The sequence below is a fragment of the Komagataeibacter saccharivorans genome (assembly GCF_003207825.1).
GTDB classification, from domain to species: domain Bacteria; phylum Pseudomonadota; class Alphaproteobacteria; order Acetobacterales; family Acetobacteraceae; genus Komagataeibacter; species Komagataeibacter saccharivorans.
In genome coordinates, this window is the sequence record NZ_NKTY01000001.1 from 120,228 (window position 1) to 143,060 (window position 22,833).

A 22,833-nucleotide genomic window follows, 5' to 3' on the forward strand; every position below is an offset into this window, starting at 1 on the left:
TCATCCTTTCAGGGGGCTGTCGGCAAGGGTCTGGCCACCGGCCATAATCCTCATGATATGGGGGCTGATCTCATGCACCGGCAGGCTGATGCAGGCCGCACCCGCGCGTTCCGCCGCACCGGGCATGCCATGGATGACCGCCGTGCTGCGGTCTTCCACCACCGTATAGCCGCCGCGGGCGCGGATGCGGCCCAGCCCTTCCACGCCGTCTTCCCCCATGCCGGTCAGCAGCACGCCCAGACCATCGGAGCCAAAGACCTGTGCCACGGAAGAAAACAGCACGTCCGCCGAAGGGCGCTGCCCCTGTATGCGGGCGCCATCATGCAGCACGATCTCGCCGCGCGTGCCCAGCGTCATGTGCTGGTCGCCCGGCGCCACCAGAACGCGACCGCGTTCCAGTGGCATCCCGTGCCGCGCCAGCGTGACCGGCAGGGCCACCTGCTGGTCCAGCCATTGCGCGAACCCTTCCATGAAGGCGTGGCCCATATGCTGCACCAGCACGACCGGCAGCCCGAAATCGGCGGGCAGGTCGCCCAGCACGCGCGCAAAGGCGGTCGGCCCGCCGGTAGAGGCGGCAAGGGCAAGAATCCGCGGGCGGATATCAAGCGGGCGCGTCCACATGCCCTTATGCCGGAAGGGTTCGGCCTGTAGCAGCCTGCGCCGGATGACCGGCACCTGGCTCATGATATAAAGCTGGGTCGCGATCGCATGCGCGCCCGTCCCCCCTGCGGCGCCGCACAGGCCCTGCGGTTTCTCGATCACCGCCAGTGCTCCCGACCGCAGTGCGTTCATGGATATCCGCGTGGCTTCCCCACCCACCGTATCGCTGACAATGACGATGGGTGTAGGGAAATGCGCCATGATCTGGCGGGTGGCTTCCAGCCCGTCCATGCCCGGCAGGCAGATATCCATCGAAATCACGTCCGGCCGCAGGAGCGGGACAAGCCGCAGCGCCTCCTCCGCCGTTTCCACGGCTTCGAGCAGTTCAAGCCGGGGATCGCCCGCGACCACGCGCGTCAGCAGGTGGCGCAGCACCGCCGAATCCTCGACAACCAGCACCCGGCGGGGGCGCTGGTCCGTGATGGTGCTCACAACAGGCCCCTGATGGTGTCGATCAGTTCGCCCTGATCGAATTTCTGCTTGGTCAGATAGGCCCGCGCGCCCCCTTCCATGCCACGGCGCACGTCATCGCCATCATCGCGCGATGTCATCAGCACCACCGGAATGCCCGCCAGATGCGGATCGGCCTGCATGGCCGCCAGTAGCCCAAACCCGTCCATGCGCGGCATTTCAACATCGGTCACCACCACATCGACATGCCGCGAGGACTGCTGGAGCAGGGCAAGCGCCTCCTCCCCGTCGACAGCCAGACAGACATCGTAACCGTGGGACTGAAGGATCGTTTTCTGCAATGTCCGGGTCGTGATCGAATCATCCACCACCATCACCAGCGGCGCATGACGCACGGGCACGATGGGCGCGGCGCTGTCCACATCGCTGAAGCGTACGACACCGGCATTGCCGCGCAGCCGCCAGCGCGCGAAAAGCCGGTCGGGACTGAGGACGAAAACCGGCTGGTCGTCGCGTGCCCACGCAATACCGGGCACCAGTTCACTGTCCAGCCCCACGGCGGTCGCATCGGATACCAGCAGGGTGCGCACATCCAGCATCCGTTCCACCGCGAACCCGCAGCGCACGCCATCGACTTCCATCACCGCCACGCTGACCGCGCCGTCACGGACCGGCAGGGCGGCATCCTCATCCCCCACAAAGGCGTGGAGGGGGACCAGCGCCACCAGTTCCTCCTCCGCAGGGGGGGCGATCTCGGGGCGGGTTCCATCGGGGGGATGGGGCACCACGCCGAACGGCATGCCGTTGAGCATGCGGATTTCCTCGCGCCTTATGCGCAGCAGGTGCCGTATGACCCGACCGGGCAGACCCAGCGTCTGGCCTGCGTTTTCCACCAGCAGCACGGTGCGCTGCCGCTGGGATACCGGCACGGTCAGGGTTACGGTCGTGCCCGCGGGCTGGCGCTGTTCCATGCGCACGGTGCCGTGCAGTGCGCGCGCCGCCTCGGCCACGACCGACAGGCCGACCCCGCGCCCGGCCAGACTGTCCGCCTGTCCGCGCGTGGAAAATCCCGGCTCGAACACGCGCGCCAGCAACTGCCGCGCATCCAGCGGCGCATCGGCATGGACCAGCCCCTGCCCCGCCGCCCGCGCGGCAATGGCGCGCAGGTCCGGGCCGCGCCCGTCATCACTGACCGCAACCTGCAGCCGCACCCCGGTCAGGGTGACGGAAATGGTGATGTTGAGCCGTTCCGACTTGCCCGCCTTCAGCCGCTGGGCACGGGTTTCATGCCCGTGGACAATGGCGTTGCGCACCAGGTGGATGACCGGATCGCGCAGCGCCTGCATCACCCGGCGTTCGGTCTGCACCCCCATGCCCGACATGTGCACTTCCACACCGGCTTCCGGGCCGCCATGTTCGCGCGCGATACGCCGCGCCATGGCCGCAAGCGAACCGAACACGCTTTCGGCGGGCACGAGGGTTACCGCATGCACTTCCTCCCCCAGCCGCAGCAGCGCGCGGTCGATCTGCCCGGCCATGAGTTCGCGCTCGCGCCCCACCGCCATGAGCCTGCGGGTCATGCGGGCGAATTCGGCCACCGGGTCGGCGCGCATGTGTTCGGGCGCGTGCATCACCGCGCGCTGGTCCGCCAGCAGGTCCATGACCTGCCCCCACAACCGTTCATGCCGGTCCGCCACCGACATGAGATCATGCACGGCGGATGCCAGCGCATCGAGCCGCGCCACCGGCACCTGCACATAGGCCGGATTGTCCACCTGCACGGAAACATCCTCCACCACATCCGTATCCGGCGGGGCGGAGGTCATGAGCAGGTCGATTTCGTCCAGCGTGTCGGTTATGGCCTTCAGGTCGGCAGCATCCGGCAGCGATCCCGCCGCCAGCAATGTTGAAAGACGGTTTTCAAGCGTATGGGCCACGCCTTCGACAACCGGCAGTTCCACCGCGCGGGCCGCCCCCTTGAGGGAGTGGACACGACGGAAGATTTCCGCAACCGCCCGCGCATCCGGACAGCCCGCCGCCACAATGCCCCGTATGGCGCGGAGATGGTCGCGGTATTCCGCATCGAATACCGCCAGCAGTTCGTCCCTGAGATTGTCCACGGCCCGGCCGTCAGGTCCGGTAGCGCGCGGAAATGGTCAGGAGCTGCTTGGACAGCTTGCCAAGGTTGCTGGCCGACACCTCCAGATTACGGGTGCCCGCCGATGTCTGCTGGCTGGCCTGACGGATGCTCTGCAGCGCGGTCATGACCTGCTCGATACCGATCTGCTGCTGGTTGGTTGACGCCACGATCTGCTGGAAGGCGTGGACCCCTTCCTCGATCCCGCCGGTCATGCGCTCGATGGTGCGGTAGGCGATGTCGGTCCGCTCCTTGCCCGCCGAGACGCGCTTGACCGCTTCTTCCGTCAGCATGACCGATGTGTTGATGCCGCGCTGGATGTCGCCCAGTATGGCGCGCACGTTCTGCGTTGCATCGCGCGACTGGTCGGCGAGGATCTTCATCTCGGCCGCCACCACGGCGAAGGAGCGGCCATGCTCGCCCGCCGCAGCCGCCTCGATCGCGGCATTGAGTGCGAGCAGGTGCGAACGCTCCGACAGGTCATTGACGGTGGCGATGATCTCACTGATCGCCTCGGTCCGTTCGGACAGCGCCACGATGTTCGACGCCACCGCTTCGGCCCCGTCATGGGTATGGGCCATGGCGCGGGCGGTTTCCTCCACCGCTTCCAGCCCGCTGGCTGAACTGTGGACGATCACCTCCGCCGAGGAAATCACTTCCCGCGCGCGCTTGCTGATCTGAGCGCCGGAATGGGTGATCTCATCCACGGTTGCGGCGGTTTCCTGCACGGCGGCGAACTGTTCTTCCACACTCGCGGCCTGCTGCTGGGTGGATGCACGGATCTCCGCCACGGCGGCATCAAGGTTCTGGGTGACTTCCCCGCTCTGCCGGGCGATTTCGCGCAGCCCGTCGATCATCCGGTTCAGTCCCGCCGCAAGGCGCGCGACCTCGTCACGTTCCTCGCCCATGCCGCCAACCTTGGCGCGGGTGGCAAGGTCGCCCTGCCCCACACGTTCCATTACATGCATGATGGATGATATAGGCTCCATGATCGACCGGCGGGTCCAGAAGGTGACGATCAGCGCCACCACAACCGCGACCCCCATGCCAATGGCAAGCGAACGGCGGCTGTAATCATAGGATGCCGCCCCCTGCGTTTCCGCCACCTGCACCCCGTGATCCAGCAGGGACGCCGCCCGCCCGACCAGCATGTCGATCGACTGTTCGCGGCTGTCGATGCGCGATGCCTGCTCGCGCACGCTGTCATCATTCGTCGCCCGCATGGCCTGGAACAGCAGCCCCGCGCCATGGGTATCCATCTGGAACTGGCTGGAAATATCACGTAGCTGGCTGGCTACGGTATTGAACATCTCGCGCTGGTCATCGCTGCGGGCAAGGCGTCCGGCCTCTTCCGCGCGTGACAGCACGCCTGCCAGCAGCCCTTCTTCCTCGCGCGCCTTTTCGTCCCAGCTTGCAATGGCATCTTCCAGCACGGCAGGCGCGGTCTGGAAATCACGCGCGTAATAATGCGCCAGAATGGCGAGACGCCGGGCGACAAGATCGTTTTCGTTCGCACGGATATGGGTCAGTTCACGATAGACCGACAGGTCGCGCGTGACGATGATGGTCATTTCATCGCGCACCTCCCGGATCTGCCCCAGCGCGTAGATACCCAGCGATACCAGCAGCAGGACACCGACCATGAAGCCGAACAGCAGGCGATTGGCGATTGTCACGGGATTTCACACTCCGACATAACGGGAAGAAAACAGGCGCGCGGGGTCGATGACCGTCAGGCTGCGCCCGTCGGGCAGGCCAACCTGCGGAAAGCCGGACGGGGTCAGCGGCGCGGGCGTTCCGGCCACGTCCACCGTACCGGCCGCCGATGTGGCCAGAAGGGCGATGCGACCGAGCGGGATACTGGAAACCGAGCGCAGCAGCAGCATCACGCCCGGCTTTTCCAGCCGCGCCCCACCCAGCAGCACCGACAGGTCGAACACGGTATACAGATCACCCTGATAACCATGCACGCCCCGCACGCCGGGGGGACAGTCCGGGCGACGGGGCATATCGCTCCATACCGGATCGGTCACGCGCAGCACGGCATGCAGGTCCACCCCGCACGCCTGCCCCGCCAGATCAAGCATGACAAGCGGTCGGGCCGCCATGGCATGCCGGTCATCCCCGCCCCGCGCCGCCATGCTGCGCGCGCGGGCATGCATGACGCGGCGGGCAAAATCGTCCCGGCCGATGGGCTGCGTCTCCCCGTCATTCCCCATCACGAGGAGACCCGCGCATCCCGCGCCACCGGCATGTCACCGACCTGCTGCGCCAGCCGGAGCAGACCGCCCGCGGTCAGTCCGCCCCCATCGGGCAGGATCGTGTCGGGCGGGCAGCGGCGCACCAGTGCGATCATCTGCTCGCGCAGCCTGCGCGCCTGCGCCCGCCCACCGGCTTCTTCCAGCAGGCGGGCGAGGTAGCAATGCGCCATGACATGGTTGCGGCACAGATAGATGACCCGGCGGAACGATTCTTCCGCCTGCAGGCAGGAACCTTCGCCCCATGCCAGCACGGCGAACAGGAAGTGAATGCTGGCATCGACGGGATTGCGCGCCAGATAGTCACGGCACATCTGCATGCCGCGCCGGACATGGCCGCTATCGGCCACACGCCTGATCTCGGCGGCGATGCCGGCGCTGTCCACGCTTTGTGCGGGCGGCGCGTCATACACCGGCCTGCGCCGGGGGACGGCGGGAGGCGCTGGCGGCATCGGGGCCGGTTCACACGCTGGCGGCACGCGGAAAGCCAGCGTGCCGGGCAGGCGCACGGTTTCAAGAAGCGGCGCGAAATCGCATAGCGGTTCGGAATGCCCCTGCAGAAGCCAGCCTTCGGGCGCAAGCCGACCGGCCATGGCTTTTACCAGGGCCGCCACCTGCGCCTGTTCAAAATAGATCAGCACATTGCGGCACAGGATCAGATCGAAGGGACCGGCAGGCCCGCAATCGGGCTGCAGCAGGTCAAGGATGTTGCTGTAGCGGAAGCGGACCATGCGGCGGTAACGCTCATGCAGCCGCCATGTGCGCGGGGTTACGGGGGTAAACCAGCCCTGACGCCGGGCGGGGGGAATGTCGCGCAGGGTCCATGCACTGAATTCCGCCTGCCGGGCCTGTTCCAGCGCACGGCTGCTTATGTCGGTGCCAAGGATCTCGATATGCCAGTCGCATGGCTCCATCCCCGCTTCTTCCAGAAGGCGGGTCAGCAGGATGGCGATGGAATAGGGTTCCGCCCCGTTGGAGCAGCCGACACTCCATATCCGCAGATGGCGGGTTGCGGCAGCCCTGCGGATCAGTTGTGGCAGGATGGTATGTTCAAGCGCCTGAAACTGCTCGGCATAACGGAAGAAGAATGTTTCCCCGATCGTGATGGCGGATTCCAGTTCCTGCCATTCGGCATCCCCGCGCGCACCATCGGACAGGAGCGCGAGATAGTCATGACACGTGGCACAGCCATGCAGAAGCATACGCGCGCCCACCGCCTGTTTCAGCAGGTCGGTCTTGTCCACGTAGTAATGCAGCCCGGTGCGCTGGGTCACGGCACTGACCAGCCGCCGGAAACCCGCAGGCGGAAAGGCCACCGATCCGGTCATGGCCTGCATTCCCCTTCCCCTTCGTCAGCCGCCCATAATGCGGCGCGGGCACGCGTGCGTTCCATCAGGTCATCAAGGCGCATGCGCTCATCCCGGCTCAGGATGTCGGACATATGCAGCATAAATGCAATACTGCCATCCTTCAGTTCCAGTTCCTGCCCCGTGGCATGTGCGACCTGCGGGCCGCCGTCCAACATGCCGGGCGACACGGTTGCAGGGTGCGCGACCTCGCACGCCATGTCCACCAGCAGCGCCACCTGCCCGCCACCGGGCAGGCTGCACAGAAGCAGCGGGCGGTAGAGCAGGTCCACCGGCTGGCTGAGCGCCTGCGTCCGCTCCCCCAGCAGGACGCCCAGATCCAGCACCACGACCATTGCCGCCCCCAGCCGGAACCAGCCCGATACATGCGGCGGCATGACTGCCATGGGCAGCAGTTCAGGCACCGGCATGCATTCACGCACCACCAGCCCCGCAGGCAGCCCATACTGCCGCGCGCCCACCCGAAAGATCATGACGGGCGCTGCATTGGCGCGGGCATGTTCCTGCCCGCTGCCGTTATGTGTTCTGGCGTGATCCATGCCGGTGCCGCAACCTGCTGTTTCCCATATGCACAAGGCAGAAGTTTGCATTTAATACAAGCCGTCGCTACCTCGGTCAGGAATGCGTTTCCTACAATCCGGGGAAGCTGCCCCGTGGCCGGAGTCTTGTTTTGATGGACAGTTCCTTTTCCAACCGTTCCCAGGACCGTGCACTGCCACCCGAAACCGGTAGCGGAAAAGGGTGGGGCGTGGCGCGTATCGTGCGGGTCGCGGTGTGGTCCGTTTTCTACTTCCTGTTCTATCTGGTGCAGCAGGTATCCGAACTGGTGGCCCCGCTTGTCCTGATCCTTGGCATTGGATGGAGCGCGCTGCCCCATATCGTGGGCATCGTCAGCAGCGCCGCGGGTGGCGACCCGCAGACCCGCGACATGATCGCGCGCGTGGCGCATTCCATCCCCGACCATGTGGAGTTCGGATCGCACCTGCTTACACCGTCATCGCTGGTATTCGACGGGCTGCTGCTCATGGCCGCCGCCGCCCTGTGCGCCACATTGTCGACCATCGCCGCGCGTACCATGTAAGCCCATCAGGGACACATCCCCATGTTCCGCCTGCACGATGTCAGTTACGCCTATGGTGGCAGCCGCACGGCGCAAGCCGCGCTGTCGCATATCAGCCTGGATGTGCCGCAGGGTGAATTCCGCTGGCTGCTGGGGCCATCGGGGGCGGGAAAATCGTCCCTTCTGTCCATTCTGGCGCTGGAGGCGCAGGCCAGTGCGGGCATGGTGGAAATACTGGGCGTGCCCGTCATGCAGGCGCGACGCGGTGCGCTTGCGCGGCTGCGGCGGCGCATTGGCGCCGTGTATCAGGATTTCCGCCTGCTGCCCGACCTGAACGTATTTGACAATGTGGCCCTGCCGCTGCGGCTCCAGCACCGCGCGGAAGCCGAAATCAGCCACGAGGTACATGCCATCATGAAATGGGTGGGGCTGGAAACCCGGCTGGACGCCCTGCCGCCGCAGCTTTCGGGCGGGGAGCAGCAGCGCGTGGCGATCGCGCGCGCGGTGATCTACCGCCCTGCCCTGCTGGTGGCGGATGAACCGACCAACGCGCTTGACGACCGTCAGGCCGCGCGCCTGCTTGCGATGTTCCACCGTCTGGCGGAACTGGGCACCACCATCGTGGTTGCGACCCATAACGATTCCATCGTGCGCAAATACCCTGCCCCCGCCATCGAACTGGCGCATGGTCATCTGGTGCGGGATTACCGCTGATGGCCCGGCAGCGCTACCATGACGGACTGGCCCTGCATCAGGCGCTGCCGGGGCGTTTCCTGCCCTTCCTTGTCGGGGCCATGACATTTCTTGCGGCCCTTGCGCTGGCGGGCGGCATCGCGGCCCATGCCCTGTCGCAACGCTGGACGCATGGCGCAGGCGCGGTCACGACCGTACAGGTACCAAACCCCGATGACCCTGCGGCCGCGAATGCCGGGGGCGCTTCCCCCGCCGCGACGCGCATCCACGCCGTGCAGGACATCCTTGCCACCACGCCCGCCATTACCGCCGCCCACCGCCTGACGGATGCGGAACTGCGCGCGCTGCTGGCCCCGTGGATCGAACAGACCGGTGATGGCAGCCTGCCGCTTCCCGCCGTGATCGAGGTCCATATCGCCCCCACTCGCAACCCCGACAATGCCCTGCTGGCGCGGTTGCAGGCCAGCGCGCCGGGAACCATGGTGGAGCATGACAGCGTATGGAGTGACAGGCTTGCAGCCCTGGCGGGCAGTCTTCAGGCCTGTGCGCTGCTGGCGGTGCTGATTGTCATGACGGTTGCGGTATGCGTGGTCATGGCCGCCACCCGCGCGGGGCTTCAGACCCGGCGACAGGCCATTGCGCTGATCCATTCGCTGGGTGCGACCGATGGGTACATATCCGGCCGGTTTTCCAGCCGTGTGGGGCTGCTGGCCCTTGGCGGCGGGTTATGCGGGGGTGTCCTCGCCCTGCCCATGCTGCTGGCCATGTCCCATCTCGCAGCGCCCTTCACCGCCACGACCGATACCCTGCCCACCATGGGCATGGAGTGGCGCAATCCGCGCATGCTGCTCGATCTGCTGCCGCATGCGCTGTTATGGATGTTGCTGGCCCTGCCCCCCGCAGCCGGGCTTACGGGATGGATCACGACGCAACTGACGGTCCGGGCGTGGCTGCGTCGCCTGCCATGAAATCGCGCCTGCGCGTACGCACCCGGCTTCGTCGCACGGTGATCGGGACCGGCCTGCTGGTGGCCATCATCGCATGGGTCAGCGGACTGGGGTGGTTCATCCATGACGCGATGCGCGCCCCTGCCCCGCCACCGCATTCGGACGGGATCGTGGCGCTGACAGGTGGACAGGGCCGGATCGAGGAATCCCTGCGCCTGCTGGCCCGGGGCGATGCCGACAGGCTGCTTATTTCGGGCGTGGACCTGCATGCGACACTGGGGGATTTCCTGCGCCACCAGCCGCAACCCGTGCCGCTGCGGCTGTGGTCACGTACCACGCTGGGCCGCCGCGCCACGTCCACGCTGGGCAATGCGGATGAAACGGCGGCGTGGGTGCGTGACCATGACATTCACAGTCTGATCGTCGTCACGGCGGGCTATCATATCCGCCGCGCCATGCTGGAGATTTCGCGCACCGCGCCCGATGTCCGGCTCCACGCCTACCCGATCCGATCCCCCGCACTGCGTCACCTGCTGCATCCCGCCACGCTGCGGCTTATGGTGCTGGAATATGATAAATGGCTGCTGGCCTGTCTGGACATGGCGCGACTGACCCGTCCGGTGCATACCCTGTTCAACCATGGCGATACCCGCCCCGGCATCGGCCCCCATATGGGCTGACAGGGCGGATGGCTTGTCCTGCGGGCGGTTTTCTGGTGTTAGGGTAGCCGCCTTCCGCACTGATGGACCCGTTTGTGATGACCGTACTGCGCGCGCTTGCATTCAACCTGTATTTCATACTGCTGACCATCGTGATGGGGATCATGGCCTTTCCCATCCGGCTGGTCGCACCGGGACGCGCGCTTGCCTATGCCAAGCTGTGGACGGCGCTGACCCTGCGCGGGCTGTGCCGTATCTGCAATATCGACATACAGGTCAGCGGCAGGGAGAACCTGCCCGCCGGTCCGTGCCTGCTGGCATGCCAGCACCAGTCCATGTTTGACACGCTGGTATGGATGAATCTGGTGCCGCGCCCGACCTATGTGATGAAACGGGAACTGGAGCGCATTCCACTGGTCGGTCCCATGCTGCGGCTGAGCGGCATGATCCCCGTTGACCGCGATGGCAAGGCCAGGGCCCTGCGCGCCCTGCTGGCCGAGGCGGATCGGGCCGTAAGCGACAATCGCCAGATCATCATCTTCCCCGAAGGCACGCGCAGGCCGCCCGGCGCGCCGATTTCCCTTCAGCCTGGAATCGCCGCCCTGTCCGGCCATACCCGCGTGCCGGTCATTCCCGTCGCTACCGATGCGGGACTGCACTGGGGGCCCAATGCGCTGGTCAAACAGCCGGGCACGATCCACATCGTCATTGGCGCGCCGCTGCCCGATGGCCTGCGTCGCGCGCAGCTTCTGCCCGCCATTGGCGCGGCATGGCGGGAACTGTGCGCGGACCATGCCCTGCCGCTTCCCGCACCCGATACGACGCCCTGATTACACGAACACCTTCCGACAGGGTCAGTCGGATGTGCCCGCGCGATCGGTCCCGTTATCCAGCCGGGTCTGAAGGGTTTCAACCTGCTGGCGCAGGTCCATGATTTCCTGCAGCAGGTTTTCCACCGTGCGGTTACCGGTCCGCTCCACCGCATAAAGCGATGTAAACAGCGACATCGCCTGTCGCACGACGGCGGCATTTTCCTGTCCCAGCCCATCCACCGTGCCGCCCGGCGGTTGCTGGTCCATGAATTCGCCCATCATGCGTTCCAGATAATCGGAAACCTCGCCCTGCCGGCTATGGCCATAGCAGCGTATGAGCTGCCGCAGGAACGCCACGGGCAGCATGGCGCGACCACGCGTTTCCTCCTCCAGCATGACCTGTGCCAGAACGCCGCGCGTTATGTCATCGCCGGTCCGGGCGTCGAGAATGACAAACCCCCGGTCCTGCTTGACCATATCCATAAGGTTCTCAAGCGTAATATATGCAGAAAGCTCGGTATCGTACAGCCGTCGATTTGCATATTTCTTGATTACGACCGGAGCGGGAGATACCGACAAATGCCTTCCTTTCCGCGTGAAACAGGCGCCTGCCGCCCGATTGGCCGTGACACCGGCTTCATGCAATGGATGCCACAGGGAAACCGGCCTTACTGTATCCCATAATACAGGGGCGGACCATGCGGCCTGAAACACTTTAACAGACGGCCCGCACAGGATTGCAGCGCCCTGCCAACGCGTGCCACGCGATCCGATACGATCAGCACCGGGCATCATGCTGCCCCCGCCCGCCCGGCAGGGCCATTTTTCCCATCACGACATGACAGGCACGAACAGACCAGCAGGGGACTGTTTCAATGCAAAACCCGATCGTGACATATTATTTCAGAAATTATCCTTCTCTTTTCGCAATCGTGCAAGGGTCGGCGCATCCGCGGCACGCAGGAAGGGGTTGGTCGCCCGTTCCACCCCAAGCCTTACCGGCACGGTCGCAAGCCCCCTGCGGCGCAGGTCGGCCACCTGTTGCGCGCGTGCCTGCACGGCCGCGTTGTCGGGATCGACATGCAGGGCGAAACGCGCGTTTGACTGCGTGTATTCGTGGCCACAGCATATCAGCGTATCGTCCGGCAGGGTGGCGATGCGCTGAAGGCTTGTAAACATATCCGCAGGCGTGCCCTCAAACAGTCGCCCACAGCCCATGCTGAACAGCGTATCGCCGCAGAACAGGGCGGGACCGGCGGGAAAGTAATACGATACCTCCCCCGATGTATGGCCAGGCGTCGCGATGACCTGCGCCTGCACCTGCCCCAGCGTGACGACATCGCCGTCCTTCACCGCGACATCAAGGGCGGGCAGACGGCGGGCATCCGCTGCCGCCCCCACGATCCGCGCGCCATAACGCTGGCGCAGGGCAGCGGCAGCGGCGATATGGTCGGCATGGTGATGGGTCAGGAAAATCATGTCCAGCCTGCCGCCCGCCGCGTCAATGGCAGCGACCAGCGGCGCTTCTTCCGCCGGATCTATCATGCCAGCCGCCCCGGTCGCGCCGTCATGCACGAACCATGCATAATTATCCGACAGGATGGGAATCGCCTTGATGGAAAGATGCCGTGTCATGTCTGTCCTCCACGCCTGCGCTACATGATGGGCCCCGGGCCATGGATGATGGTCCCGACCGCCTTGTGTGCTAGTGTGTACCAATGCCATCCAACATGCACATCGCCGCAAGCTTCTATGCGTCCCGCCGGGGGCGGGTGACCGCACGCCTGCTGGCGCAGCGCATGGCTGCCTTCTGGCCTGAAAAGCCGTTTGGGCATACGCTTGGCCTTGGCTACGCCCTGCCCTTCCTCCCGTTATGGGACGGGGCGGAAACCCCGTGCATTTCCGCCCGGCTGGACACGCATGTAACGCGCGATGCGCCACCGTGGCATGGACGGGACTGCATCGCCAATGGCACGCACCTGCCGTTTGATGACCTGAAATTCGACCGTATCGTGCTGATCCACGCGCTGGAAGTCAGCGAGGACAAGGGCAGCCTGCTGCGGCAGGTATGGAAGATACTCAAGGATGACGGCAGGCTGCTGCTGGTTGTCCCCAACCGGGCAGGGTTGTGGGCGCATGCGGATAACTCCCCTTTCGGGCAGGGCACGCCGTTTTCGCGCCGCCAGATCAGCCGATGGCTGGGGGATGCCTGCTTCCGTGCGGAGCGTCATGAAGACGCGCTGTATATCCCCCCTGCCGGTCCGTGCCCGGCGGCACCCGCGCGCATGATCGAATGGACGGGCCGCAACCTGTTTCCCCGTCTGGGCGGGGTGTGCATGATAGAAGCCGTAAAGGACATCTACGCAGGTATTCCCGCCCGCCCCTTAAGCCTTGTGCCCGCGGGGCTTATGGGGCGGGCGGCGGGTGTCTTTTCCCGGCTTCCCACATCGCGCCCGCCGCCCGGTGATGCGCAGAATACTTGACCAATTTTACCGGAATCTTCATGAACATGGTCCCATGTCGCTGATTCAATCCCTCAAGCTCGTGATCGCCCCGCCGCACCCGGCCGCGCGTCCCTTCCTCCTCGCCTCCGGGGCGGGGGCTGTCATCGGTCGGCTGCTGCCGTTCCGGGCCACGAAATGGCTGGGCACGGCCAGCGGGCTGTTCTTTGGCTTCTGCCTGTATTTCTTCCGTGACCCCGAGCGCGTCACCCCGGCCGAGCCGAACGTGGCCGTCGCCCCTGCGGACGGGCATATCGTCTCGATCGAAAAAGTGGCCCCGCCGCCGGAACTGGAGATGGGCGACACCCCGGTATGGCGCATTGCCACGTTCCTGTCGGTTCTGGACGTGCATGTGAACCGCATGCCGGTCGCGGGCACGGTGACGCGCATTTCCTACCATGCGGGGCAGTTCCTGAACGCCAGCCTCGACAAGGCATCGGAACTCAATGAACGCAACGCCCTGCGCCTGACGCTCAATGACGGGCGGCAGGTTGCGGTGGTGCAGATCGCGGGGCTGATCGCGCGCCGTATCCTGTGTGATGCGGAAGAAGGCATGCAGTATGAAACCGGCGAGCGGTTCGGCCTGATCCGCTTCGGCTCCCGCACCGACCTGTACCTGCCCGCTGATGTGACCCCGCTTGTGGAAGTCGGGCAGACGATGATTGGTGGCGAAACCGTAATGGCGCGGCTCTGACCCGGCATGGCCGCGCCTTCCAACCAGCCTGCACGCCGCATCCGACGGTTGAAGAAACGCCCCCATCCGCGCCCACGCGTGCGGGGGCTTTCATTCAACCGGATGATCCCCAACCTGCTGACAATGCTGGGCCTGTGCGCGGGCCTGACGGGCATGCGATTCGGACTTGAAGGCCGTTTCGGCAACGCTGCCGCCGCCCTGCTGATCGCCGCGTGCATCGACGGGCTGGACGGGCGCATCGCCCGCCTGCTGCGGGGGACCAGCCGCTTCGGGGCCGAATTCGACAGCCTGTCCGATTTCCTGTGTTTTGGCGTGGCCCCCGCGTTCGTGCTCTACCTATGGGCGCTGCATGAAGGGGGGCGGTTTGGCTACATCCCGTGCATCATGTTCACGGTGTGCATGGCGCTGCGGCTGGCACGGTTCAACGCCAGTCTGGATGACGACGCCGACAAGCCGAAATACGCCAGCAATTTCTTTACCGGCGTGCCTGCCCCCGCTGGCGCGGGCCTTGCGCTGTTCCCGCTTTTCCTGGGGCTGGAAGCACAGCACCTGCACTGGGACTGGCTGTACAATTTCACCCGTGATCCGCTGCTGCCTGCGCTGACGTTAAGCGGCACGGCGTTCCTGCTGGTTTCCACCCTGCCGGTATGGTCCTTCAAGAACTTCAAGGTCCCATCGCCCATGATCCTGCCCACCATGCTGGGCACGGGGGCCTATGCCGCCATTCTGGTGGCCGAACCATGGGGCGCGCTGGCTGCGGCGGGCATCATCTACATCCTGCTGCTACCGATGAGCCGCATGAGCTTCCACCGCCTGCGCCGTGAAGCCGATGCCCTGCAGGAAAGCGACGAACCGGCACCATCAACGCCAGCCTGAACAGGGCTGCCGCCCTGCGGATACGATAAAACAGACGGGCCGTAAGAACCCGCTATACGGTCCCCGCCTGTTCTCCTGACGTATGCCAGTCCACAAGAGCACGCAGTATTTCAGCAGGCGATGGCGGACAGCCCGGCAGCAGCAGGCTGGTATGGGCATGCCGCGCCACGCCACCCAGCACGGCATAATTCGGCGGAAACAGGCCCCCATCCACCGCACAGTCACCCACGGCGGCAAGGCTGCGAGGACCGGGCATGGCCTGCCATGCCTGCTCCACGACCGGAGCCATACTGACCGTAAGACTGCCCGTTACCAGCAGCAGGGCGGCCTGCCGGGGGGTGGGCACAAAACGGATGGCGGCACGTGCCGCGACCAGCGCCCGCGACAGACTGCGCAGTTCCATCGCGCAACCGGTACAGCCCCCCGTTTCCATATGGAAAATATCCAGCGTCACCAGACGTGGCACCGCCACCCCATCGGGGCCGAACAGATGCAGGTATGCCATTTCCGTCCTCCTACAGATCCGCCCCGGCTGCTGACAGGCCGAGGGAGGTCACGATCAGTCCCACATCATCGTATGTGGCACCCCGCAGGATGTCAGGCAGCGCCTGTATCCGCGCCAGCGATGGATCGCCACACCACCATGCGGCAATCCGCCCCCCTTCCAGACGGACCCAGTGCCAGACCGGCCCGCTCGGTCCCTCCGCATGGCCTATGCCTTCGCCCGTTCCATCACTGAATGATGGAATGGATGCAGGCATGACGGTTTCATGGGCTGCGGACAGGCGCTGCACGCCCAACCCGATTTCATGCAGGCGGATGGCAAGCCGGGCGGTAACATCGCCCATGCCCTCCCCCACATCACCGACCCGATGTGTCCGATAGCCGGGCAGGGAAGGACGTGGTTCGTATTCGATACCGCTGGCCTGCCCCACGCATCCCATGATCCCCCACCGCCGGGCATGATCGGCTGACAGGATGCCAAGATCACGCCCCTGCATCGCAAGCCCGCGTGGACGCCGGAAAAGCCGCCGCAATTCCGCACGGCCGGTCTGTAACGCCCGTATCATTTCCTCTGCCGGGGACAGATCGTACGGAGGAACCGCCCTGCCCGGCAGCAGCCGGTCAAGCAGCAGGCGGCGGCCATACTGCGCCCGACAGGTCTCACGCACATATTCCAGCAATTCCCCGGCAAGACTGGCGAAACGCACATCCCCCACCCGCTCGGCCGCCTGCATCAGACAGTCCAGATGGGTAGCGATACGTTCCACTTCCCCCAGCACGACGCCCGCAGCACTGATCCCGTCCATCGCAGTCCCGGTGACTGCGGCAAGGGCACGGAAAAAAGCCAGTTGATGGGCCATGGTCGCCGTCGCATCAATCCGGGCGGCCAGTTGCGCCGCCTGCGCTGGCGCAAGTCCCCGCATACGCGCGCACAATCCTCGATGGGCGTATCCCATGCGGGTCGTAACCTGCGTGATACGTTCCCCCGGCGTGCCGAGGCGAAGGTGAAAGGGCGAATCAAAGCCCCCATCCGCCGGTCCATAGCCCAGCACGACACCCCCGGCCTGTTGCAGGGCTATGTCATCGGTAAACTCCTCCCCATCCGGCGCGGCAGAAGCAGGCGGCGGACGATCGCGCAGGGGCCATGTAACGGGCCAGCGTCCCTGATCCAGCCAGGGGACGTCATCATGGCTTCCCATGGCCGCGATTCCCCAAAGATCATGGATAATACGTTCATGCGCCGCCGCCCCGGCCCGCATGGGAGACAGGGCCTGATAACGTCCATCCGTCACCGCCACGCTCGCGATCAGCGACGCTTCCCCATCCATGAACAGGGCATGCACCTGCACGCCATCCGCCCACAACCCCAGTAGCGGCATGGTTGTGCGGGACAGGGCATGGGCCATATCCAACCACCGGTCGGGCGTCAGCACGAAACGCGCGGCACAGGTAGTGCGCCCACCCGTACGGATCAGGGCTGCTGCATCATCCCCGTTCACGGCTGGATCATGCCCTGACGCACCACCATGCCCAGTACCACACACCCCATCAGCAGCAGGAAGGGCACTTCCGCCCGCCCGACCGGAACTGACGATCCCTGCCGCGCAAACATGGGCCATAAAGATATCCCCGCCAGTACGGCAACCCACACGGCATGACCCATTTCCGCCACCAGTACAAGAACCAGCGCCATACCCGGCAGGAATGGTGGCCAGAACAGCATGGTGCCGCGCCTTTCCGCCTCAATCTGCGGTGACGAATCATCGGGAAGCAGGCAGGCCAGTGCAAGCATGCTGGCTGCAAGGGGAATGGAGGATGCCGCGCCAGGCAAGCCAGCGGCCAGCACCGCCCATGCCGTCCAGTCCGGCGTAACTGATGCCCTGCCCGGTTGCGGCAGGCAATTCCACAGCAGGCCGGTCAGCCCCATGAATGTCAGCACCGGCTGTAATACGGGCCATGAAACGGCTGCCTGCGCCAGCACAGGCAGCACCGCGAGGGCATCCACATTCCACCCTGTTCGTCCTGTCCCCGGTCGAGACAGGAAACCACAGGCCATGAGCAGCCCACCCACCAGCAGAACCGCGCCCGCCTGATCCTGTAGCGGCCCCCATGCCGCCTGCAACACGAACAGGCCCCCCTGCGCCATCATCAGTCCACCCAGCACGCTACGCAGCAGGTGCTGCCCCTGACGATCCAGCCCCCGGATCCCATGAGCCACGGCCAGTCGCAGAATCAATGAAGCCCCGACAAACACCCACAACAGGTCGCACCGCCCGAAAGCAAGGGCTAGCGCCGCATTGCCCGACGTAACGAAAGGCGGCACGGCACCCGACGCATCATGCCGGAAAACATGAATGCACAATGCCAGCGCCGGACATAACGCCATGATCGCGCGTGGCAGATCGGGCGCGATCACGCCGCCAACGCCCGCGCATAACCCAAGAAAAAGCACAGCCAGCAGACGCCGCAGGGGCGGTGAAGCACCCGCCCCCAGCAGGGCAGTCGTGGCCAGCGCCATCCATCCGGCCAGCAGGGCGATGTAAAGCCCCGATGTCATGGCTGCCCCCCACCATCACGGAAAAGATCGGCCATGACCCAGTTCAGGCCGGCAGCGACCACCAATGCCTCAATGATGACCGGGATACTGTCTGCCTGCGCGCCCAGCAGCATCATGCCATCCACGGCACAGGCCAGACCCGCGCACAGGGCCACCACCCCGCGTGTCACACACGCTGCCCAGACCCCGCATACAATGGCGGACAGACCGACCAGTCCCATAAGCCGCGCCATCACGTCCGCGGCCCCTTCGGACACGATCATCTGCGCCAGCACCGCAACGCATACAAGCCCACCCACCAGGCGGATACCACCCCGCCCATCGGGAACGGCGGGAGCCTGCCGCATCTGGATGGCCAGCACGCCAACCAGACCGGCGGCAACCAGCGCCAGCGGCACGACCATGCCGCCCTGTCCCCGCACCCAGCATGAAAAGCAGATGCACGCAGCCGTAAGCGCGGCATGCCACAACAGCGCGCCACCACCACCCGCCCCCCCGGAAACAGACAGGATCACAAGCATGCCCAGCAACAGTACCAGCACGTTCAGCCCATCCCCCGCCCGGCGAAAAGCAGTACCCCCGCCATAAGGGCACATAACAGCGCCAGCCCTCCGCGTCGCGCCGCCTGCCGCCTGCCCGATACGATAAAGACCTGCATGGCCGCCACACAGCCACAGGCCACCAGCATATGCAGCATCCACAACCCCACCGCCGCAGCGATGGACACCACCAGCCATGAGCGGGGCAGAATGTCCGGCTCCATGACACTTTCAGGCCAGACCAGATCACGCGCAAGCATCATCCATACAACCACCAGCAGATCCCGCGCATATTGGGCAACGGCGCGGTCAGGGCCTGCAAGATCCTCCACCATGATGGTGAACGGGCCGGAATCCGGGCCGCTGCTCTCCGTCACCCCCACCAGCAGCAGCGCACCGGCAACCAGCGCCAGCGGCACGCGGATGATGTTCATGTCCGCCACATGCGCCTGCCGCACCAGCCCGGCCAGCGTGCCATCGGGCAGGCACATGCCCAGCACGGCACAGGCAAGCAGCAGCACGGGCTGGATCATGATCCCTCTTACCGCCGTGCGCAGCCCCGCCTGTCCCGGTCGGGCCAGTCCTGCAGCAAGGGATACGATCACCAGCGCCAGAAACCCCATTTCCAGCAGCCCACCGACAGCCAGCAGATCGGACAGGTCCCCACCGGGCATGCCAAGGGTAAAGGAAGGCACGAGCAGGGCCGCCCCCAGCCCCGCCGCCAGCGCCACCCACGGCGCAACCGCCGTAATCTGCGCACCGGCAGCCGAACGCACACCCGGCTGCCGCCATGCCCGGCGTAACAGCCGCCAGTAAGATGCAGGGTCCGGCAGGCTGCGTGCGCCATCCATGGTCGCCATCATCCAGCGCAGCAGGCCGATCCATAACGGCACCGTCACCACGACCAGCGCCGTATGACAGGCCAGCAGCAGCAGTGACTGCATCCGTGCCAGCAGAACAAGGGAGAGCGTCACCGCCGCCTATCCATGCCACGCAATAAATATCAGCCCACCCATACACAGGGCGACCATCATCACCGGCCCATAAACTGCACTTTCACGCCACGGTCTCGACAGACGCCGCGTGCCCTTGCACACCGTCTGCCGGATGTGCCGCCGTAATCGCGCGTAATCGTACATATCCGCCCGCCGCCGTGTCAGCCCCGTCATCATGTCCAGCACGATACGGGCTGGATTACCCGGCCCTGCCTGTGTCAGCGGATCACCAAAGACCATCCATGGCGGCACGGCGGGAGCGCCCTGCTGCCAGCCCGCCACCTGCCGCGCCGGACGGGGGACGGCAAGACGCCGCAATACCGCTACACACCCGCCCCCAGCAGCCACAAGCAGGCATAACCGCCCCGGATGAAGGATGGCGGCCCCATCTGGCGACAGCAGCCCGACCTCCGCCAGAACGGGCCATCCCGATCCATGCGCCGGATGGCCAGCGCCTTCCATCAGTCCCAGCCAGTATTCGGGCCAGATGGAAACCACAATGACCGGCAGCACCGCCAGCACGACCGGCCACAACGCACGCCCGCGCGGATCACTTGCGCCCGCGCAGCGCGGCGTACGGGGACGCCCGCACAGCATGACCGCAACCATACGGATAAGGGCGAGCATGCGGACAGCCCACCCCACCCCGAGTGCCAGAAGGGCCAGCAGCAGCGGTATGGTCCCGGCCAGCCCGCCGCCATGCGGCATGGCTGCCAGCAGGCGCAACAGCATCCAGACAACGGAAAAACCGATAAGGGGCGGCAGGCCGCTTTCCGCCAGCAGGCCGATGGCGCACAGCAGCGAAAGACGGGGCATGAGTACGCCCAGCCCCCCCAGACGGAGCAGTACGAGCGGCCCCGCCTCCCGCTCCATAACAGTAACGACCCGCGCCATGAACGCCCATGTCAGCATCATGCCCGCGACCAGCATGAATGTCCGGCTGGCACAGGCCGTCATGGCAGGCAGGTCATCAGCCTGCGCCAGACGCGTAAGACCCGCAATGACAATGACCAGCGCCCCGGTCCCGCCAAGAAGCCCCGCGAGAACCCTGCGCCCGTCGCCTGCGCACAGCGCCCGCCACGAAGCCGTGCCATACAGCAGGCACCCCGCAACGATCAGCATGCCGCCCCAGCGCGTATCCGCCACCATGCCCCCGGCAGGCAGATGCAGCCACAGCGCCATGCCCGCGATCAGGGCCGCCATGTCCATCATGTGAAAAGGACGTATCGCGCGGGCCGCTACACGCGGGGAAAAAGAAAGGCCGAGCAGTCCCCTCGTGGCGATCCAGCACAGGCCGGGCAGCAGGAAGTCCATTCGACCGGCCCATGCCGTCCCCGCCGCCAGAAGCAGCAGGGCGACCCTGTCGGGTGCATGCTGTACCCGCTGTGGTGGGGCATGCGGGCTGTTATCGCACACCCACAGCACCCATCCCGCCCCGATGCACGACGGCACGGGGCCGCCTGTTATCGCAAGTGCCGCCCCGGCGCAGGCGGCAAGGTCATACCGACCACAGGCCACCATCCCCGCCACGGCCAGCGGCACAAGCAGGGCGACCGATCCGGTGCCTGCGAAAAAGCCAGATCCCGGCGCAACCCCACCCGGCAGCGCCACACCCAGACAGACAAGGAGAGCCAGCAGACAGACTGCCGCCCACCCCGCCCGGATGAAGGGAACCATCCCGTCCGCCTGCCGTGACCAGCAGGCCAGAAGGACCGAAGCCAGCCCGACCGACAGCAGGAGTGCAACGAGCAGAACAGGAATGGTGGCGTCCCCTTGAAACGCCCCGAAACGGGCGGGTCAGATCATGGCCAGCGGCTCCTTGCGGCGCGGCGGCGCGATGGCTTCATCAATCTCCGCCAGATCATCGCGCGTCAAGATGATCTCCTGCGCCGCGATGTTTTCGTGCTGGTGGCGCAGGCTGCCAGCCTTGGGAATGGCCAGTACGTTTTCATCCCGCAGCACCCAGGCCAGCGCAATCTGTGCGGGGGATGCGGGGCCAAGCGATGTTTCATGGCGCTGCGCCACGCGCCTGAGCACCGGCGCACGCAGCAGATCGCCCCCCTGGCCCAGCGGGGAATAGGCCATGGTCACGATCCCGGCCTTGCGGTCGTATTCCAGCAGATCGAATTCCGGGCCACGGTAATCCAGACTGTAAAGCACCTGATTGGCGGCGCACGGCGTGGCGCTATGGACGCTTTTGACTTCGCGCATGGCGTCCGTATCAAAATTGGACACACCCCAGCTACGAATCATCCCGGCTTCGACCAGATCGTTGAAACCGGCGATGGTCTCCTCCAGCGGTTCGCTCCCTTCCCAGTGCAGCAGGTACAGATCCAGACAGTCCGTGCCCAGCCGCTCAAGGGAGGCGGCACAGGCACGCCGCACCCCCTTGCGCGACGCATTGGACGGCAGGACCTTGCTGACAAGGAAAACCTCGTCCCGCAGGCCACGGATCGCCTCACCCACCAGTTTTTCGGAACGGCCCGAACCATACATTTCCGCCGTGTCCACCACGCGGATACCGGCTTCCACACCCGCGCGGATACTGCGTATCTCGTCAGCGCGGCGGCTGTCGCTGTCCCCCATGTTCCATGTGCCCATGCCAAGAGCGGGCACCACGCGACCATCGGGGAAAGTAACCGTCTTCATTACAGAACCTGCCTTTCATCACGTCACCCCGCACCATCGGGCCGTGCGGCAGTGACTATTTACGGCGCGTCCAGCCTCTGGGCTGCTGTTGCCAGTAGCTCAGATCATGTCCCCCATCGCGCCCCGCGACCCAGCGGCGCCGCGCGGCGGCGACAGCGGTTTCATCATGGCCGTCGAACAGGTCGAACACCCGCTCGAACGGGGAAAGGTCCGTAACCTCCACCCCGTCCAGCAGGAACAGGAACGTGGCCCCGTTGGGCACATCGGCACCATCAGTCAGCCAGATGGGCTGCCAGGGACCATGGCCCAGCGCCTGCGTGCCATGGGGCAGCCATAGCGGGTCGGTCGCCCGCCACAGGCCATCGTCGAGTTCCTGCACCCGTTCGGCCGAGGCGCAGCGGATCACCGCGCGCCGCCGGGCATCGAGCGTGCGGCCCAGCAACGCGGGCAGCACCTCCACCGCCCTTGAACGCGTCAGGTGATAGAAGCCGATCTGCGCCATGGAGTTCCCTGT

General features: G+C 65.6%; 24 protein-coding genes. 8 read left to right on the forward strand and 16 right to left on the reverse strand.

Annotated elements, in window-relative coordinates; genetic code table 11:
* The 6 genes from cheB to CFR79_RS00610 are packed head-to-tail and all read right to left on the reverse strand — an operon-like array spanning position 1 to position 7,372.
* A complete protein-coding gene (gene cheB / locus CFR79_RS00585) occupies positions 1 to 1,092 on the reverse strand; it encodes a chemotaxis-specific protein-glutamate methyltransferase CheB (protein ID WP_110546448.1) in 1,092 nt (363 codons plus the stop codon).
* On the reverse strand, positions 1,089 to 3,191 hold the full coding sequence (locus tag CFR79_RS00590; RefSeq protein WP_102323247.1) for a hybrid sensor histidine kinase/response regulator: 2,103 nt from the start codon (positions 3,189 to 3,191) through the stop codon (positions 1,089 to 1,091). The genes cheB and CFR79_RS00590 overlap by 4 nt, the downstream gene beginning before the upstream one ends.
* A gap of 10 nt (positions 3,192 to 3,201) precedes the next feature.
* On the reverse strand, positions 3,202 to 4,884 hold the full coding sequence (locus tag CFR79_RS00595) for a methyl-accepting chemotaxis protein (RefSeq protein WP_102323246.1): 1,683 nt from the start codon (positions 4,882 to 4,884) through the stop codon (positions 3,202 to 3,204).
* A gap of 6 nt (positions 4,885 to 4,890) precedes the next feature.
* A complete protein-coding gene (locus tag CFR79_RS00600) occupies positions 4,891 to 5,427 on the reverse strand; it encodes a chemotaxis protein CheW (RefSeq protein WP_110546451.1) in 537 nt (178 codons plus the stop codon).
* On the reverse strand, positions 5,427 to 6,794 hold the full coding sequence (locus tag CFR79_RS00605; protein ID WP_110546742.1) for a CheR family methyltransferase: 1,368 nt from the start codon (positions 6,792 to 6,794) through the stop codon (positions 5,427 to 5,429). Before CFR79_RS00605 ends, CFR79_RS00600 begins: the two co-directional genes overlap by 1 nt.
* Entirely contained in the window at positions 6,791 to 7,372 is a 582-nt protein-coding gene (locus CFR79_RS00610; RefSeq protein ID WP_110546453.1) for a chemotaxis protein CheW, read from the reverse strand. Before CFR79_RS00610 ends, CFR79_RS00605 begins: the two co-directional genes overlap by 4 nt.
* Before the next feature lie 134 nt (positions 7,373 to 7,506).
* On the opposite strand from CFR79_RS00610, the gene CFR79_RS00615 reads away from it, so the two are divergent.
* From CFR79_RS00615 to CFR79_RS00635, 5 genes are all read left to right on the forward strand, one after another.
* A complete protein-coding gene (locus CFR79_RS00615; RefSeq protein ID WP_102323244.1) occupies positions 7,507 to 7,914 on the forward strand; it encodes a hypothetical protein in 408 nt (135 codons plus the stop codon).
* 21 nt (positions 7,915 to 7,935) lie between these two features.
* A complete protein-coding gene (locus tag CFR79_RS00620) occupies positions 7,936 to 8,607 on the forward strand; it encodes a cell division ATP-binding protein FtsE (protein WP_110546456.1) in 672 nt (223 codons plus the stop codon).
* Positions 8,607 to 9,554 carry a cell division protein FtsX gene (locus CFR79_RS00625; protein WP_110546460.1) on the forward strand — a complete coding sequence of 316 codons (948 nt, stop codon included), beginning with the start codon at positions 8,607 to 8,609 and terminating at the stop codon, positions 9,552 to 9,554. Before CFR79_RS00620 ends, CFR79_RS00625 begins: the two co-directional genes overlap by 1 nt.
* Positions 9,533 to 10,213 (forward strand): YdcF family protein, encoded by a 681-nt coding sequence (locus tag CFR79_RS00630; RefSeq protein WP_408884549.1) that lies wholly within the window; start codon positions 9,533 to 9,535, stop codon positions 10,211 to 10,213. The genes CFR79_RS00625 and CFR79_RS00630 overlap by 22 nt, the downstream gene beginning before the upstream one ends.
* Positions 10,214 to 10,290: 77 nt before the next feature.
* Positions 10,291 to 11,022: a lysophospholipid acyltransferase family protein gene (locus CFR79_RS00635; protein ID WP_181417325.1), complete on the forward strand. Its 732-nt coding sequence runs from the start codon at positions 10,291 to 10,293 to the stop codon at positions 11,020 to 11,022.
* Between the two features lie 24 nt (positions 11,023 to 11,046).
* On the opposite strand, the gene phaR is transcribed toward CFR79_RS00635, so the two are convergent.
* Positions 11,047 to 11,583, reverse strand: coding sequence for a polyhydroxyalkanoate synthesis repressor PhaR (phaR, locus tag CFR79_RS00640; RefSeq protein ID WP_102323239.1), 537 nt, complete (start codon positions 11,581 to 11,583; stop codon positions 11,047 to 11,049).
* Between the two features lie 324 nt (positions 11,584 to 11,907).
* A complete protein-coding gene (gene gloB / locus CFR79_RS00645) occupies positions 11,908 to 12,639 on the reverse strand; it encodes a hydroxyacylglutathione hydrolase (RefSeq protein ID WP_110546468.1) in 732 nt (243 codons plus the stop codon).
* A gap of 83 nt (positions 12,640 to 12,722) precedes the next feature.
* On the opposite strand from gloB, the gene CFR79_RS00650 reads away from it, so the two are divergent.
* From CFR79_RS00650 to CFR79_RS00660, 3 genes are read left to right on the forward strand one after another with little or no spacing between them, the layout of a single operon-like run.
* Complete coding sequence (locus CFR79_RS00650; RefSeq protein WP_258373328.1) at positions 12,723 to 13,487, forward strand: class I SAM-dependent methyltransferase; 765 nt, start codon at positions 12,723 to 12,725, stop codon at positions 13,485 to 13,487.
* The gene (locus CFR79_RS00655; RefSeq protein ID WP_257997491.1) at positions 13,471 to 14,199 is read left to right on the forward strand and encodes a phosphatidylserine decarboxylase; all 729 of its coding nucleotides are present in this window, start codon (positions 13,471 to 13,473) and stop codon (positions 14,197 to 14,199) included. Before CFR79_RS00650 ends, CFR79_RS00655 begins: the two co-directional genes overlap by 17 nt.
* Positions 14,200 to 14,205: 6 nt before the next feature.
* The gene (locus tag CFR79_RS00660) at positions 14,206 to 15,075 is read left to right on the forward strand and encodes a CDP-alcohol phosphatidyltransferase family protein (protein WP_174234105.1); all 870 of its coding nucleotides are present in this window, start codon (positions 14,206 to 14,208) and stop codon (positions 15,073 to 15,075) included.
* Between the two features lie 52 nt (positions 15,076 to 15,127).
* Here the strand turns inward: CFR79_RS00660 and CFR79_RS00665 are convergent, their stop codons facing one another.
* From CFR79_RS00665 to CFR79_RS00700, 8 genes are all read right to left on the reverse strand, one after another.
* Positions 15,128 to 15,580: an NADH-quinone oxidoreductase subunit B family protein gene (locus CFR79_RS00665; protein ID WP_110546471.1), complete on the reverse strand. Its 453-nt coding sequence runs from the start codon at positions 15,578 to 15,580 to the stop codon at positions 15,128 to 15,130.
* Positions 15,581 to 15,590: 10 nt separating this feature from the next.
* Complete coding sequence (locus CFR79_RS00670; RefSeq protein WP_258373329.1) at positions 15,591 to 17,078, reverse strand: NADH-quinone oxidoreductase subunit D-related protein; 1,488 nt, start codon at positions 17,076 to 17,078, stop codon at positions 15,591 to 15,593.
* A complete protein-coding gene (locus CFR79_RS00675) occupies positions 17,075 to 18,136 on the reverse strand; it encodes a hypothetical protein (RefSeq protein ID WP_110546474.1) in 1,062 nt (353 codons plus the stop codon). Before CFR79_RS00675 ends, CFR79_RS00670 begins: the two co-directional genes overlap by 4 nt.
* Entirely contained in the window at positions 18,133 to 18,678 is a 546-nt protein-coding gene (locus tag CFR79_RS00680) for a hypothetical protein (protein WP_110546476.1), read from the reverse strand. Before CFR79_RS00680 ends, CFR79_RS00675 begins: the two co-directional genes overlap by 4 nt.
* 2 nt (positions 18,679 to 18,680) lie before the next feature.
* A complete protein-coding gene (locus tag CFR79_RS00685; protein ID WP_258373331.1) occupies positions 18,681 to 19,649 on the reverse strand; it encodes a hypothetical protein in 969 nt (322 codons plus the stop codon).
* Between the two features lie 6 nt (positions 19,650 to 19,655).
* On the reverse strand, positions 19,656 to 21,347 hold the full coding sequence (locus CFR79_RS00690) for a hypothetical protein (protein ID WP_110546479.1): 1,692 nt from the start codon (positions 21,345 to 21,347) through the stop codon (positions 19,656 to 19,658).
* 120 nt (positions 21,348 to 21,467) lie between these two features.
* Complete coding sequence (locus CFR79_RS00695; protein WP_110546481.1) at positions 21,468 to 22,319, reverse strand: aldo/keto reductase; 852 nt, start codon at positions 22,317 to 22,319, stop codon at positions 21,468 to 21,470.
* Positions 22,320 to 22,374: 55 nt separating this feature from the next.
* Positions 22,375 to 22,821: a DNA polymerase III subunit chi gene (locus tag CFR79_RS00700; protein WP_102323231.1), complete on the reverse strand. Its 447-nt coding sequence runs from the start codon at positions 22,819 to 22,821 to the stop codon at positions 22,375 to 22,377.
* Positions 22,822 to 22,833: the final 12 nt, after the last annotated feature.

What these genes read in the sequence shown, in the direction of transcription:
- CFR79_RS00615 (WP_102323244.1), top strand. Translation starts at nt 7,507, where the DNA reads ATGGACAGTTCCTTTTCCAACCGTTCCCAGGACCGTGCACTGCCACCC.
- CFR79_RS00605 (WP_110546742.1), bottom strand. Translation starts at nt 6,794, where the DNA reads ATGACCGGATCGGTGGCCTTTCCGCCTGCGGGTTTCCGGCGGCTGGTC.
- CFR79_RS00635 (WP_181417325.1), top strand. Translation starts at nt 10,291, where the DNA reads ATGACCGTACTGCGCGCGCTTGCATTCAACCTGTATTTCATACTGCTG.
- CFR79_RS00660 (WP_174234105.1), top strand. Translation starts at nt 14,206, where the DNA reads ATGGCCGCGCCTTCCAACCAGCCTGCACGCCGCATCCGACGGTTGAAG.
- CFR79_RS00600 (WP_110546451.1), bottom strand. Translation starts at nt 5,427, where the DNA reads ATGGGGAATGACGGGGAGACGCAGCCCATCGGCCGGGACGATTTTGCC.
- CFR79_RS00650 (WP_258373328.1), top strand. Translation starts at nt 12,723, where the DNA reads ATGCCATCCAACATGCACATCGCCGCAAGCTTCTATGCGTCCCGCCGG.
- CFR79_RS00675 (WP_110546474.1), bottom strand. Translation starts at nt 18,136, where the DNA reads ATGACATCGGGGCTTTACATCGCCCTGCTGGCCGGATGGATGGCGCTG.
- CFR79_RS00700 (WP_102323231.1), bottom strand. Translation starts at nt 22,821, where the DNA reads ATGGCGCAGATCGGCTTCTATCACCTGACGCGTTCAAGGGCGGTGGAG.
- CFR79_RS00620 (WP_110546456.1), top strand. Translation starts at nt 7,936, where the DNA reads ATGTTCCGCCTGCACGATGTCAGTTACGCCTATGGTGGCAGCCGCACG.
- CFR79_RS00665 (WP_110546471.1), bottom strand. Translation starts at nt 15,580, where the DNA reads ATGGCATACCTGCATCTGTTCGGCCCCGATGGGGTGGCGGTGCCACGT.
- CFR79_RS00655 (WP_257997491.1), top strand. Translation starts at nt 13,471, where the DNA reads ATGCGCAGAATACTTGACCAATTTTACCGGAATCTTCATGAACATGGT.
- CFR79_RS00625 (WP_110546460.1), top strand. Translation starts at nt 8,607, where the DNA reads ATGGCCCGGCAGCGCTACCATGACGGACTGGCCCTGCATCAGGCGCTG.
- CFR79_RS00690 (WP_110546479.1), bottom strand. Translation starts at nt 21,347, where the DNA reads ATGGTTCCCTTCATCCGGGCGGGGTGGGCGGCAGTCTGTCTGCTGGCT.
- gloB (WP_110546468.1), bottom strand. Translation starts at nt 12,639, where the DNA reads ATGACACGGCATCTTTCCATCAAGGCGATTCCCATCCTGTCGGATAAT.
- CFR79_RS00695 (WP_110546481.1), bottom strand. Translation starts at nt 22,319, where the DNA reads ATGAAGACGGTTACTTTCCCCGATGGTCGCGTGGTGCCCGCTCTTGGC.
- CFR79_RS00610 (WP_110546453.1), bottom strand. Translation starts at nt 7,372, where the DNA reads ATGGATCACGCCAGAACACATAACGGCAGCGGGCAGGAACATGCCCGC.